The organism is Streptomyces sp. NPDC018029 (assembly GCF_044327655.1).
GTDB lineage: Bacteria > Actinomycetota > Actinomycetes > Streptomycetales > Streptomycetaceae > Streptomyces.
In genome coordinates, this window is record NZ_JBIRFV010000001.1 from 318514 (window position 1) to 331483 (window position 12970).

Genomic DNA, 12970 nt, shown 5'->3' on the forward strand with positions numbered 1-12970 from the left:
CGGATCGTGATGCCCGATCGTGATCCACGGGTGCACAACCCCGTATGGATCCCGGCTGTCTGAAAGGCGCCGGAGGAGGGCTCTCCGGCGCCTTTCGGTACAGAGCTACAGAGATGACAGAAATGACGGAGATCGGGGATCGGGTGGGCAAGAAGGTCTGGAGAGCTGTCGTGGCGGGTGGCGCGGCGGCGGTCTTCACGGGCATGGCCGCGGTGCCGGCCGGGGCGGCCGAGGGCGGGGCCTCCTTCACCCGCGTCCAGGTGAACGGCGGCAAGCCGATCGTGATCGGGGTGTCGAAGGAGGTCGCGGTGCCCACCTCCTTCCGGATGACGACCACCCGCAAGTGGAAGTGGCCTGCGGTGTTCCTGTACCGCGGCAACACGAGTGACCGGCTGTGGCACGCCATTGAGACGAGCGACTGCCACGAGGCGGGCTCGGGCGTCTGCGACTTCAAGGAGACGATGTACTTCGACCCCTCCGTGTGGGACATGAGCAACAGCGAGGCCGGAGCCTGGAAGGTCGCGGCCGAGGTGTCCTTCAAGGGCGGCGGCGACGACACGGACGACAAGGGCCTGACCGCCTACGTCAAGCGCAACTCCCGCCTGACTGTGAACGCCGCGCCCGAGCCGGTGGCCAAGGGCAGGACCATCACCGTCACCGGCAAGGTCACGCGGGCCGACTGGGAGAAGAAGAAGTACGTCTCCTACGGAAGCCGCCTGGTGAGCCTGCAGTTCAAGCCCAGCGGGGCCGCCTCCTACACGACCGTGAAGAAGGTGCGCGCCAACGGCTCGGGGGCTCTCAGGACGACCGTGAAGGCGTCCCAGACGGGGGCGTGGCGCTGGGTGTACTACGGCAACACCACGACTGGGGCGTCGACTTCGGCCGCGGACAATCTTGTGGTGCGGTAGGGGTCCGTCCGTCCGTCGTAGGCAGGCCCGCCGCTTCGCGGCGGATGTCTCCCACCCGCCCGCCTGTTTGCCCCGCGACGTCCTGCGGGAGTAGGGGCGGGCGGGGTGCGGGGAGGGGTGCATGAGGCGCGGAGTCGCACGCCCCGCCTACGCCCTCAGTCCCTCCGCGTACCTCCTCAGCACCCCCTGCGCCGACTTCGGCGTGTGGTGGCCCACCAGGACCTGTGCGGTGAGGCCGTCCGTCAGGGCCACCAGGACGTGGGCCTCCGCGGAGGGGTCCAGGGCGGGGCTCAGTTCGCCCGTGTCCTGGCCGTAGCCGATCAGCCAGACCAGGAGTTCGTGGAGTTTCGCGTACGTCTCGCGCAGCACCTTCGCCAGCTCCCCGCTCACCGCCGCGTGGGCGACGAACGCCCCCCAGACCCGCGCCTCCGTCTCGTCCTCCGGCTCGACGAGCGCCAGCGCGGACAGCGTGCGGTCCAGCAGGGTCACGGCCGACTCCGGGGTCCCCGACGCCGCGATGCGCGCCTTCGCCCGGTCGCCGATCCGCTGCGAGATGCCCTCCAGGGCGAAGAGCAGCATCTCGTCCTTCGTACGGAAACACCGCTGCACCGCCCCCATCGACACCCCCGCCTCGGTGGCCACGTCGCGCAGGCTGACGGCCTCCATCCCGGAGCGGGCGATCAGGAGGCACACCGCCTCGGCGATGCGGGCCCTGCGGTCCTCGTAGTCGACCTGCTTGGGCATGGTTCGGGCGCCTTCCTCCGGGTTTTTCGATGCGGTTGCATCATATCCCTTCTCCCTGCATGATGTGATGCGACCGCATCGGAACACGCGCCGCAATGGGCGCAACGAGGAGACGACGCACGTGGCCAGTCAGACCGATCGCAATTCCAAGACCAAGTCGTCAGCGGGGCTTCTCGCCCTCTTCGGCTTCATCCTGCTCGTGCAGGGCTTCGGCTCCGCGATCACGGAAGCCGGCTGGGACTCCTCGTTCGGCGTCTCCGCCCTGCTGCGGAAGGCCGGCGCCCCGGGCTGGACCGACCTGGTGGTCGGAGTGGTCGGGTGTGCGCTGCTCGCGGCCGCGGCCCGCAGCCGGTTCGTGCGCAAGGAGCTGTAGCGCTCGCCCCACGCGTCCCGCGATACTTCCGCCACCTCACCGGTTACGGAAGGACTCGCGTGCACACACGACTCGGCGCCCTCGGCGCCGCCGCTCTGCTGGCCGGACTGGGACTCGGATTCCCGGCCCCCGCCTCCGCCACCACCCCCGAAACCCCCACCGCCCCCACCGTCGAAGAAGCGCGGCTCGACCGTGCCGCCCCTCAGGAAATCCTGCGGCGCAGCGGCTTCGACAGCGCCGCCCCGGAGTTGGCGCGTGCGCTGGAGCGGGCCCGCTCCTACGACCAGGCCCGGCGTCTCGTCGTACGCGAAGGGAAGTCGCTGTGGCGGCGGGCCGTCGACCGGGCGCAGGGGAAGCCGCAGGCGGGTCTCAGCAAGGATGACGACCGGCCGCTGTACTGGGCCCGGCTCGGCATGACGCGGGAGCTGCGGCAGTGGGAGCCCACCCGCTTCCGGATGACCGACCGCCAACGGGCGCGGCTGGTGGGCGCGTTGGAGACGTCGTCCCGCGGGCAGGACAGCATCGGCTTCGGGCCCGACGGGCACAGGCACGGAGGCGGGTCCGGGCGCGGGGCCACCAAGCGCATCCTCATCACCGGCTTCGACCCCTTCACCCTCGACCGCGACGTCCGGATCAGCAATCCGTCGGGCGCCGCCGCGCTCGCCCTGGACGGCACGACGATCCGGACCGCCGACGGGCCCGCGCGCGTCGAGGCGATGGTCTTCCCGGTCCGCTGGGACGACTTCGCGGACGGCGCCGTGGAGCGGGCACTGCGCCCGCACCTCCCCCGCGTCGACCTCTTCACCACCATCAGCCAGGGCCGCGTCGGCCGGTTCGACATCGAGCGGACCAACGGCGCCTGGCGCGGCGGCTTCGCGGACAACGAGAACCTGTCACGCACGGGGACCGTGCCGGTGCGCGACCCCGCGACGCAGCCCCAGTGGACGTCGACGACTCTCCCGTACAAGGAGATCGTGGCGGCGAAGACGGGCCGTTTCCCCGTGTACGACAACACGTCGGTGACCGAGATACCGGCGGGCGGCACCGCGCCCGTGGTCCGGCCCGACGGGCCCACCGAGGGGTCGGCGGCGCGCGCGGGCGGCGGCGGGGACTACCTGTCGAACGAGATCGCCTACCGGGCGACGCTGCTGCGGGACCGCCTCGGGCTGCGCGACCGGCTGCCCGGCGGCCATGTGCACACGCCCGTCCTGCAGTTCGGCGCGGGTAACACCGACCCGGCGACGGGTGCCGTCACCGATCCCGGGTTCGTACGGAACCGGCTGGACATCATCGCTCAGGTGCGGGGCATCCTCGGCGCCGCCGCGTCAGCCACGTCATCACCCTGACCACCGCCCGCAGCACCGGCGCCGTCGCCTCCCGACGGCCCGTTCTCGCCCAGCAGGTCCCGTGCCATCAGCGTCGCGCCCGCGACCGCGCCCGGCATCAGGAACACCGCGACGAACGGCACCAGGAAGGCGACGGCGAGCGGCGTCCCGAAGCCCCAGGCGAGCGTCTTGCGGGAGCGCAACAGGGCGAGCCGGTCGCGGAGTTCCACACCGCGGCGCTGCATGGCGACCGCGGTGAGCTCCTCGACCAGGAAGAAGCCGGTCACGCAGAAGCCGATCACGGGGACGACGGTCTGGCCGGCGACCGGGACGAAGCCGAGCGCGAAGAGCAGCACGCCCCAGCACAGCGCGCGCACGACGATCCGCAGGCTGTCCCTCGCCGAGATCCACAGGTCCCGCCAGAGCGGCAGCCCCGACTCGGGGGCGTGGCCGCACTCGGAGATGTCGACCTGCTCGGACAGCTTCTCGTAGAAGGGGTCACCGATGAGCAGCGTCACCGCGGTGAAGGTGAGGACGGACAGCAGCAGCGCGAGGGCGAAGAGCAGAGCCGTCAGGAAGCCGCGGAACAGGCCGAGCCAGGGGGACGACCAGTCGTCGGCGAACGGCGTGGCCCAGCCGACGAGATCGCCGCCCCACAGGGCGAGCGACACGAGCGCGCCCGCGTAGAGGACGAGCGTGATGAGGCCGGGCAGCAGCCCCCATCCGTACTGCTTGCCGTGCTGGGCGACCCAGCGCTGCCCCTTCATCAAGTAGCCGAAGCCCACACCCAGATCGCGCATGCGGCACACCTTAGCCGCAGGTGGGCGGGGGTTTGATCCGCGGCGGTCGGCAGGACTGTCACAGGTGGTGCACAACTGCGGAACACGGCCCTCTTGTTGAACGGGTGGCGAACCGGTAAGACCTCGCTTACCGATCTCCCGGAGGTACATATGGGTATATCCCGGCCATCCAGACCCGTTCTGCTCACCACCGCCGTCACCGCGGGCGCGCTGGTCCTCACCGCGCTCGCCCCGGGCAGCGCGACCGCCGATCCGACGCCGCGCCCAGCCGTCCGCGAGGGCTCGCCGCTCGGCGCCGACCGGGCCGCCACGGCGCCGGAAGCGGCCGCCCAACGGGCCCTCGGCGACAGGGGGAGCGCAGGGGACACGGGCCTCAGGGGCGACAAGGGCCGCGGCTATCCGCGCGAGCGGAAGCTCACCGCACCCCCGGAGAACCCTGCCGACAAGTCGATAAAGCTGGGGCTCACGCCGTACCACGGCATCGCCCCGAAGCTGAACGCCCTGCAGCGCATCGGCGACCGCGTCAGCGTGGAGATCGCGGGCCGTTCCGCGGGCGGGCACCAGCTCTACCTCGTGACGGTCACCGCTCCCGAGTCCGCGCGGGAGACGGCACGGCAGGAGCGGATGCGCGAGCGCATCGAGGACTCCCCCGCGGCGGCCGCCCGGGACAAGGCGATCAAGTCCTCGTACAAGACGCCCGTCTTCATCAACAACAACATCCACGGCAACGAGTGGGAGGGCACCGACGCCGCCCTGAAGCTCATCGAGAAGCTGGCGAAGGCGAAGGACAGGAAGAGCCGGTCGCTGCTCGCGCACAACCGCCTCTACTTCAACATCACCACCAACCCCGACGGCCGCATCGCGGGCACCCGCGCCAACGCCAACGGCTTCGACCTCAACCGTGACTTCGTCACCGCCTCGCAGCCCGAGACCCGAGCGGTCCGGCGGATCGCCATCGCCAAGCAGCCCGCCGTCATGCTCGACCTGCACGGGTACGTGAACGGCACGCTGATCGAGCCGACCACTCCCCCGCACGGCGAGAACTACGAGTACGACCTCTTCCTCAAGAATTCCTACGCCAACGCCCTCGGCATGGAGGCCGCCGTCAACGGGCTCGGCTACACAGAGGAGAAGGACGGGGTGAAGCCCGCCGTCATTCCCTTCCGGGACCAGGAGGAGGGCTGGGACGACTGGCCGCCGATCTTCACCCCGCAGTACATGCCGTTCCACGGCGCGGTCGCGACGCACACCATCGAGTTCCCGATGCAGGTGAACAACAACGCGTACGACACGCAGCCGGTCCAGGAGCTGCGCCGCAGGGCCGCCATCAACGTGGACATCGCGGGCGCCGCGATGCGTGCCGCGCTCGACTGGACCGACCGCCACCGCACCTCCGTGATCGCCGACCAGATCGAGGTCTTCCGGCGGGGCGCGACGGGCGCGGAGCAGGTGCCGGTGTCGGAGGAGACCGTGCCGGGCGTGCCCGGGATCGGGCCGGAGGACGTCTACACGACCGAGTTCCCGCGCGCTTACGTGATTCCGGCGGGCGGCGCCAAGGGCGGCGGGCACGGTCAGCGGTCGGCGACGGCGGCGGCGCGGCTCGTGGACCATCTGGTCGCCAACGACGTGCGGGTGGAGCGCGCGAGCCACGGCTTCCGACTCGGCGGGCGGACGTATGCGAAGGGGTCGTACGTCGTCGACATGCACCAGCCGAAGCGGGGCCTGGCCAATGTGCTGCTGGCCGACGGGCGGGACATCAGCGACAAGGTGTCGACCATGTACGACATCTCGGGGTGGAGCCTCGGCCGGCTGTGGGGGGCAAGCGTGGACGCCGTCAAGAGCGGTGACCTGGACGGTGTGCACACGCGCAAGGTGCGTGCCGCGTCCGGCGTCGCCTATGTGGCGCCCCGCGGCGACCTGCGGCTGCGCCTCGACGACCCCCGGGAGATAGCGGCCGTCAACTCCCTTCTCGCCGAAGGTGTTTCCGTACGCCGTGACCGTGACGGCAGTGCCGTCGTGCCGTCGTCCGCGCGGCGTGCCGCGACCGCAGCGGCGAAGAAGTACGACGTCGCCTTCGACGCCACGAAGGCCAAGGGCGGCCCCGCGCTGCACCGCACGCGGGTCGCGGCGGCCGTCACGCCGGGCGAGCTGTTCGCGCTGCGGGAGATGAACTTCGACGTCGTGCCCGTGTCGACCGGCGTGCTCAACTCCGGCTTCGACTGGAAGAAGGCGGACGTCCTCTTCGTGTCGGCCGGGCTCGACCGCGGCAAGCTGAATCCGGCGGCCCGCGCCGGGCTCGACCGGTTCCTCGCCGGAGGCGGCGGTCTGGTCGGGCGGGGTGCGACCGGCGCCGCGCTCAACGCCGACGCCGGGCTGCTCGACGTGCGGGCCGTCGAGGGCAACGGCGACGCCAACGGCGTGGTCCGGGTGGCCAACGCGGGCGGCACGGTCACCGGCGGGGCGCCGGACCACAGCTTCGTCTACTCGCCGTCGTGGTTCACCGACCTCGGCCCGGGTGTGCGCGCGGAGCAGAGGTACGGCAGCGGGAACCCGCTCGTCTCCGGGCACTGGCGCGCGCTGGAGGACGGCACCGGCGGACCCGCGGACGCCGCGGGCCGCGCCTCCGTCGTCAGCGGGTCGGCCGGAGCCGCGGAAGTGGTGCTCTTCGGCACCGAGCCGCTCTTCCGCGACCATCCGAAGGGAGTGTTCCCGCAGGTCGGGCGGGCACTGCTGAGCGTCGGCTGAGACCGGGAAATATGCTCCGGGGCGCGGCGGTTGCACAGATACCGATCATTCCGCCGCACCCCGGAGGCTTTCCGTATGACGCGTGAGATCAGAGTGCAGGGCACTGTCGCCGACGGATTCGAGTCCGTGCGCGACGAGTTCACCGCCGTCCTCGCCGCCGAGGACCCCCACTACGCCGGGCAGTTGGCGGCGTACGTCAAGGGGCGCAAGGTCGTCGACCTGTGGGTGGGCCCGGACACCGACGGTGACACGCTGTACGGGGTGTACTCCTCCACGAAGGGTGCGGCGCATCTCGTCGTCGCCCTGCTCGTCCAGGACGGCACGCTCGATCTGGACCGCGAAGTGGCGCACTACTGGCCGGAGTTCGCCGCCGGGGGCAAGGGGGCCGCGACGCTGCGCGAGCTGCTCGCGCACCGGGTGGGCGTCGTGGGCGCCGACACCGGTTTCTCCCCCGAGGAGCTCGCCGACGACCGGGCGATCGCCCGGCGCCTGGCCGCGCAGCGCCCGTACTGGCGGCCCGGCACCGCCTTCGGCTACCACGCCCTGTCCATCGGGGCGCTCTCCGGCGAGGTGGTGTTCCGCGCCACCGGCCGGACCCTGCGGGAGCTGTACGAGGAGCGGGTGCGCGCGCCGCACGGCCTGGACTTCTTCCTGGGGCTGCCCGAGGAGCACGAGGGGCGGTTCCGCTCCGTCCTGCCGATGGACCCGACGCCCGAGCAGCGGGCGCTCCTCGCGTCGCTGCCGACCGGCCCGCAGAACCTGGCCTCCATCGCCTTCAACCGCAACGCGGCGGAGCCCACCGACATCGAGGCGCTGCCCAACTCCCGTGCGGTGCGCGCCAAGGGGCCCGCGTCGGTCGGCGGTGTGGCCTCCGCGCGCGGCCTCGCGGGGATGTACGCGGCGGCGGTCACCGGTCTCGACGGGGGCGAACCGCTCCTGACGGCGGACACCGTCGCCGAGTTCGGGCAGGTCCAGTCGGTGGGGTACGACCTGGTGGCGCGGACCCACAAGGTCTTCGCGGTCGGCTTCCAGGCCACGTCGGAGGTCTGGTACCCGTTCCTGGGCGCCGGTTCCATCGGGCACAGCGGCGCGGGCGGCTCGCAGGCGTTCGCCGATCCGCGCAGCGGCCTCGCGTACGGCTACACGCGGCGGCGGTACGCGTTCCCGGGCGGCCCGGCGCCGGAGAACGAGCGTCTCGCGCGGGCCGTGCACGAGGCGGCGCTGGCCTTGGGCTGAGCGACGGATGGACCATGTGTACGACGGAGGGCCGCACCCCTGGTTCGGGGTGCGGCCCTCCGTCGTACGGACGAGCGGAGAGGTCCCGGTCAGGCGACCGAGAGCTCGACCTTGATGTTGCCGCGCGTGGCGTTCGAGTAGGGGCACACCTGGTGCGCCTTCTCGACGAGGGACTGCGCGGTGGCCGCGTCCACGTTCGGGATGGAGGCGGTGATCGCGACCTCCAGGCCGAAGCCGCCGGACTCGTTCTGGCCGATGCCGACCTTGGCGGTCACGGTCGAGCCGGAGATGTCGGCGTTCTCCTTGCGGGCGACCACGCCGAGGGCGCCCTGGAAGCAGGCGCTGTAGCCGGCGGCGAAGAGCTGCTCGGGGTTGGTGCCCGCGCCGCTGCCGCCCATCTCCTTCGGCGGGTTCACGACGACGTCGAGCTTGCCGTCGTCGCTGGCGACGCGGCCGTCGCGGCCGTTCTCCGCAGTGGCTACGGCGGTGTACTTGACGTCGATCTTCTGGATGGACATACCTGCTCATTCCTCCTGAGACGAGACGTGGCGCGCGCCCACAACCACGGTTTCTGGAATCAGGTTATCGGATGACGGAAATCACGCGAGGGAGACGATCATCTTTCCGGTGTTCTCGCCGCGGAGCATGCCGAGGAAGGCGTCCACGCCGTTCTCCACGCCCTCGACGACCGTCTCGCGGTACTTGAGCTCGCCGGAGCGGATCCAGGCGCCGACCTCGCGGACGAACTCGGGCTGCAGCGCGCTGTGGTCCTGGACGAGCATGCCCGTCAGGCGCAGACGCTTGCCGATGACCAGGGCGAGGTTGCGCGGGGCCGGGGTCGGCTCGGTGTCGTTGTAGCCCGCGATCATGCCGCAGATCGTGACCCGGCCGTGCACGTTGAGGCGGCTGATGGCGGCCTCCAGGTGCTCACCGCCGACGTTGTCGAAATAGACGTCGATGCCGTCGGGGGCGGCCTCCTTGAGCTGCTCGGCGACGGGCTTGTCGTCCTTGTAGTTGAAGGCGGCGTCGAAGCCGTACTCCTCGACGAGGAGCTTCACCTTGTCGTCCGAGCCGGCCGAGCCGATGACGCGCGAGGCGCCCTTGAGCTTGGCGATCTGGCCGACCTGGCCGCCGACGGCACCGGCCGCGCCGGAGACGAAGACGGCGTCGCCCTCCTTGAAGGAGGCCACTTCGAGGAGCCCGGCGTACGCGGTCAGGCCCGTCATGCCGAGCACGCCGAGGTAGGCGGAGAGCGGGGCGGCCTCGGGGTCGACCTTGGTGGCGTGCTGGGCGGGCACGGAGGCGTACTCGCGCCAGCCGGCGAAGTGCAGGACGTGGTCGCCCACCGCGAAGCCGTCGGCGTTCGACGCGACGACCTCGCCGACCGCGCCGCCCTCCATGGGGCGGTCCAGCTGGAACGGCGGGACGTACGACTTCACGTCGTTCATCCGGCCCCGCATGTACGGGTCCACCGAGAAGTGGAGGTTGCGGACCAGGACGCGGCCCTCGGCCGGGGCCTCGACGGGAACCTCGCGCAGCGCGAAGTCCTCCGGGACCGGCCAGCCGGACGGGCGCCGCACGAGGTGCCATTCGCGGCTGACGGAGGGGAGCTGCTCGGGGGTGACGGACATGGGGGGCGTCCTCCTACTGCGTGGCAAGACGGGTGACGGAATGGGGGGAGAAGCACTTGAGATGCTTGAGGTTGTTAAACAACCATGCTCCTGAATATTTCATGATGTCAAGTAAGTGGGTAGCCTGGGGACCATGGCCACCAGCACTCCCGACCCTCGCGTCCCCCGTGTCGACCCGCTGACACTCGAAGTCGTCGAGCTCATCGGCACGGTTGTGGCCCGCTACCACGAGGAGTACGAGGAGGCGGCCGCCGAGCACGCGCTGACCGGCGCGCAGGCGCGTGTCCTGGGGCTGCTCTCCCTCGAACCTATGCCCATGCGCCGCATCGCGCAGAAGCTGAAGTGCGAGCCGTCGAACATCACGGGGATCGTGGACCGGCTGGAGGCGCGCGGCCTCGTGGAGCGGCGGGCCGATGCGGGGGACCGCCGCGTGAAGCTGGCGGCGCCGACACCGGAGGGGCTCGAGGTCGCCCGTCGCCTGCGTGGCTCTCTGCGCTTCGCGCGCGAGCCGCTGGCGGAGTTGTCCCGCGAGGAGCGGGTGGCTCTGCGGGGGCTGTTGCGGAGGATGGTGGGTGAGGGGGACGGGTGAGTGTTTCGGGGGTGGTGGCGTGTTGGGTGCGGGGCGGCCGTCTGAAGAGCTGGACGAGTCCGGGGCAGCGCGAACAGGCCGCCCCTCCGGAAAGGAGGGACGGCCTGGACGTCGGAAGCTTGGGGAGCGTGCCGGGGGTTACTTCTTCGGGCAGGTCTCCTGGGTCACCTTGCCGCCCGCCTTGTCGGCGGTGGCCGGGTCCATCGACAGGCACATGCCCGTCCAGTTGTTGATGAACTTGTAGCCGTCCATGGAGCCGGTCGGGGTGGCGATCTTGGTCGGGACGACGTTCCACATCTGGCTGCCGGAGAACCAGCGGGTCTCACAGTCCCACCAGAACAGCTGGGTGCCGGAGCCCGGCGGGGTGCCGTTGTTGTAGGGGACCGTCAGGCACTTGCCGTTGTTCGCCTTGATCCAGAAGTGGTTCTTGTGGTCGAACGACTTCGGCTGCGAGGCTTCCCACTGGTGGCTGCCGGGCGCGTCCGACTGGCACTCGCGCTGGGTGACCAGACCGCCGGACTTGGAGTCGTCGAACTCGGGGCCCCGCACCATGCAGCGGCCGTACAGGCTGTTGACGTAGGTCTTGTCCTTGTTGACCACCCAGAACATCCGGTTGCCGCCCGAGACGAACTTGTCCGCGTTGTGGTCGATGATCGCGTTCACCAGACCCCAGCCGGGGTAGTCCATCATGACGAAGCCGACCCGGCCGGCCTTGCGGTCGTTGAGGTGCTCCATCAGCCAGAGGTTGACGCCCCCCATCTGGGGCTTGTTCGAGTACACGCGGCCGCCGGCGTACTCGTACGGGTCGAAGCCCAGGGGGGCGTTGGACGCGGACGTATAGGTCAGGAACAGGTCACGGGGCGAAGGGCTGTCCATCGCCTTGTCGACGTTCTTCTTGACGTGCTCCCACTTCACGCCGAGGTCCGCCGCGTTCCAGGTGTCTTCCTTGTTGGAGTCGAAATCCTTGATGCCGTATTTGCCGGCGTCCGCATTGTCGAAGGCGGCCAGGACCAGCTTGCCGCGGACGTCCCCCAGCCTGGGGATGTCCGCCTTGCCCTCCCCCTTCACCGAATCGGCGTAGAAGAGGCCGGGGTACTCCTTCACATAGGTGTCGAAGGTCGACCGGATCTGTTCCTGGGTCACGCCCTCCGGCTCGTTCCTGCAGTCGAAGGGGCTGCCCTTTTCGTCCTTGTAGAGGCACTCGGCCCTCAGCCGCATGACGATCGTCTCGTGCGGGTTGGCCTTGAGGAAGTCCCGCGTCTTCTTGAGGACGTCGTCGAAGTTGGCCTTCTGGTAGAACGAGCCGTGGTGGATCGCGAACCTGCCCCCGATGGAGCGGACCCGGATGTCGATGGCACGGATCCCGCGATCGTACTGCGCCCTCAGCGTCTGCCCGCTGTCGCCGTAGTTCTCCTGCGTCTCCACGTGGTTGCCGCCGTGGATGGACAGGGTGTCGTGCGTCCCCGGGATGGACATGTCCGACAGCCTGGTGTTGCTCGCGACGCCCCACATCCACTCGTTCCGGTCCGGTGCGCCGATGTGACGGTAGGCGTCGTCATTGGTCGACCCGGCCGCCTCCGCGGCGGTCGGGGTCAGCAGTGCCGCACCGAGCGCGGCACAGACCGTCATCAGACGTGCCAGCGGGCGGGACCTTCTGCGCGATCCGGCGCGGGCGCGGGGGGTGGGGCCGGGCATGGGACTCCTGTCCAGAGCGGGGCGTTACGCGGTCCAGCGTGAGCTCCGCCGCTCACGTTTCGCTCACGTTTCGCTCACACCCCGCGCACACGCTCCCCACCGGCCCTCGTCGCGCGCAGTTCGCCTCGCCCCCGGTCGGCCCTGCTACGTGCACCACCACAGGAAGCGGTCGCACGTTTTGGTGGGGGTCGGGTCCGGGGGTGTCGGTCTTGGGGTGGTGGGAGTGGGTGGCGTGGGGGTGGGGGTGGCGTCCGGGGATTTGGGAGGTGTCTGTGTCGAAGGGGTCGTGTGCTCGGATTCTTCGCCGGTCCCCTCCCCCGCTTCCGTGCCCTTCGCGCCTTCTGCCCCGGCGTTTCCCGGTCGCTCCTCTTCCCTCTCTTCCTTTCGGTTCTTCTTGTCGGCCTTGGCGGCCTTGTCGGTCTCGTCGTCCCGGTGCTTCACGTCCGGCGACTCCGTTCCGGAGGGAGCCGTCGATGTGGCCGCCGCGTCCTCTGCCGTCGTGCCGCCGCCCGGGGCCGTGGTCCCCGTCGGGGACGGGCCGGAGGCCGGGGCGGACACCGCGGCCGGGTCCTCCGCGCCCAGTTCGGCGAGGCTCAGGCCGCCCGCCGCGAGGGCGAGGCCCGCGGTGATGAACAGGACCTTGCGGCGCCGGCGCCGGTGCGCCCTGCGGGCGCGGCCACGGGCGTGCGGGGGCCGCGCCTCGTGCGGGGCATCGCGGTCGGCCGGTTCCGCGTCCGGCGCGGGGACGGACTGCGCGTACTCCCGGCAGGCTTCGGCCGGGGCTCCGCACCCCGGGCAGGCGAGGGCGCCGTTGAGGTGCCTGCGGCACGGGTGGCAGTAGTCCATGAGGCATGGAGGCTAGGCGCCACGCCGGTGACAGCGGAAGCGGGGGCTGTGAAAGTTGTGTGCGGAATCGAAAAGTCC

At 70.8% G+C, this 12970-nt stretch carries 12 protein-coding genes; 6 read left to right on the forward strand and 6 right to left on the reverse strand.

The annotated features are described in order from the left end of the window. Nucleotides 1-143: 143 nt before the first annotated feature. Nucleotides 144-908 carry a hypothetical protein gene (locus tag ACH4D5_RS01410; RefSeq protein ID WP_398298480.1) on the forward strand — a complete coding sequence of 255 codons (765 nt, stop codon included), beginning with the start codon at nt 144-146 and terminating at the stop codon, nt 906-908. Between the two features lie 147 nt (nt 909-1055). On the opposite strand, the gene ACH4D5_RS01415 is transcribed toward ACH4D5_RS01410, so the two are convergent. Beyond that, complete coding sequence (locus tag ACH4D5_RS01415) at nt 1056-1652, reverse strand: TetR/AcrR family transcriptional regulator (protein ID WP_398297375.1); 597 nt, start codon at nt 1650-1652, stop codon at nt 1056-1058. Nucleotides 1653-1773: 121 nt separating this feature from the next. Here ACH4D5_RS01415 and ACH4D5_RS01420 point away from each other — a divergent pair, with 121 nt between their 5' ends. Further along, complete coding sequence (locus tag ACH4D5_RS01420; RefSeq protein WP_398297377.1) at nt 1774-2025, forward strand: hypothetical protein; 252 nt, start codon at nt 1774-1776, stop codon at nt 2023-2025. 59 nt (nt 2026-2084) lie between these two features. Further along, the gene (locus tag ACH4D5_RS01425; RefSeq protein WP_398297379.1) at nt 2085-3371 is read left to right on the forward strand and encodes a pyroglutamyl peptidase; all 1287 of its coding nucleotides are present in this window, start codon (nt 2085-2087) and stop codon (nt 3369-3371) included. On the opposite strand, the gene ACH4D5_RS01430 is transcribed toward ACH4D5_RS01425, so the two are convergent. Continuing rightward, nucleotides 3320-4150, reverse strand: a complete 831-nt coding sequence (locus ACH4D5_RS01430) for an EI24 domain-containing protein (protein ID WP_398297381.1) — start codon at nt 4148-4150, stop codon at nt 3320-3322. The two genes, ACH4D5_RS01425 and ACH4D5_RS01430, sit on opposite strands and share 52 nt — an antisense overlap. Before the next feature lie 150 nt (nt 4151-4300). Here ACH4D5_RS01430 and ACH4D5_RS01435 point away from each other — a divergent pair, with 150 nt between their 5' ends. Then, nucleotides 4301-6895 (forward strand): M14 family zinc carboxypeptidase, encoded by a 2595-nt coding sequence (locus ACH4D5_RS01435; protein ID WP_398297383.1) that lies wholly within the window; start codon nt 4301-4303, stop codon nt 6893-6895. Nucleotides 6896-6970: 75 nt separating this feature from the next. Next, nucleotides 6971-8131 carry a serine hydrolase domain-containing protein gene (locus ACH4D5_RS01440; protein ID WP_398297385.1) on the forward strand — a complete coding sequence of 387 codons (1161 nt, stop codon included), beginning with the start codon at nt 6971-6973 and terminating at the stop codon, nt 8129-8131. 89 nt (nt 8132-8220) lie between these two features. On the opposite strand, the gene ACH4D5_RS01445 is transcribed toward ACH4D5_RS01440, so the two are convergent. Together ACH4D5_RS01445 and ACH4D5_RS01450 are read right to left on the reverse strand one after the other, a co-directional pair. Continuing rightward, nucleotides 8221-8649 (reverse strand): organic hydroperoxide resistance protein, encoded by a 429-nt coding sequence (locus ACH4D5_RS01445; RefSeq protein WP_398297387.1) that lies wholly within the window; start codon nt 8647-8649, stop codon nt 8221-8223. 81 nt (nt 8650-8730) lie between these two features. Continuing rightward, nucleotides 8731-9762, reverse strand: a complete 1032-nt coding sequence (locus ACH4D5_RS01450; protein WP_398297389.1) for an NADP-dependent oxidoreductase — start codon at nt 9760-9762, stop codon at nt 8731-8733. A gap of 133 nt (nt 9763-9895) precedes the next feature. Here ACH4D5_RS01450 and ACH4D5_RS01455 point away from each other — a divergent pair, with 133 nt between their 5' ends. After that, nucleotides 9896-10351 (forward strand): MarR family winged helix-turn-helix transcriptional regulator, encoded by a 456-nt coding sequence (locus tag ACH4D5_RS01455; RefSeq protein ID WP_398297391.1) that lies wholly within the window; start codon nt 9896-9898, stop codon nt 10349-10351. Nucleotides 10352-10489: 138 nt separating this feature from the next. Here ACH4D5_RS01455 and ACH4D5_RS01460 read toward each other — a convergent pair whose 3' ends face one another. Beyond that, complete coding sequence (locus ACH4D5_RS01460) at nt 10490-12046, reverse strand: phosphatidylinositol-specific phospholipase C domain-containing protein (protein WP_398297393.1); 1557 nt, start codon at nt 12044-12046, stop codon at nt 10490-10492. A gap of 144 nt (nt 12047-12190) precedes the next feature. Further along, nucleotides 12191-12892: a hypothetical protein gene (locus ACH4D5_RS01465; RefSeq protein WP_398297395.1), complete on the reverse strand. Its 702-nt coding sequence runs from the start codon at nt 12890-12892 to the stop codon at nt 12191-12193. Nucleotides 12893-12970 lie beyond the last annotated feature (78 nt).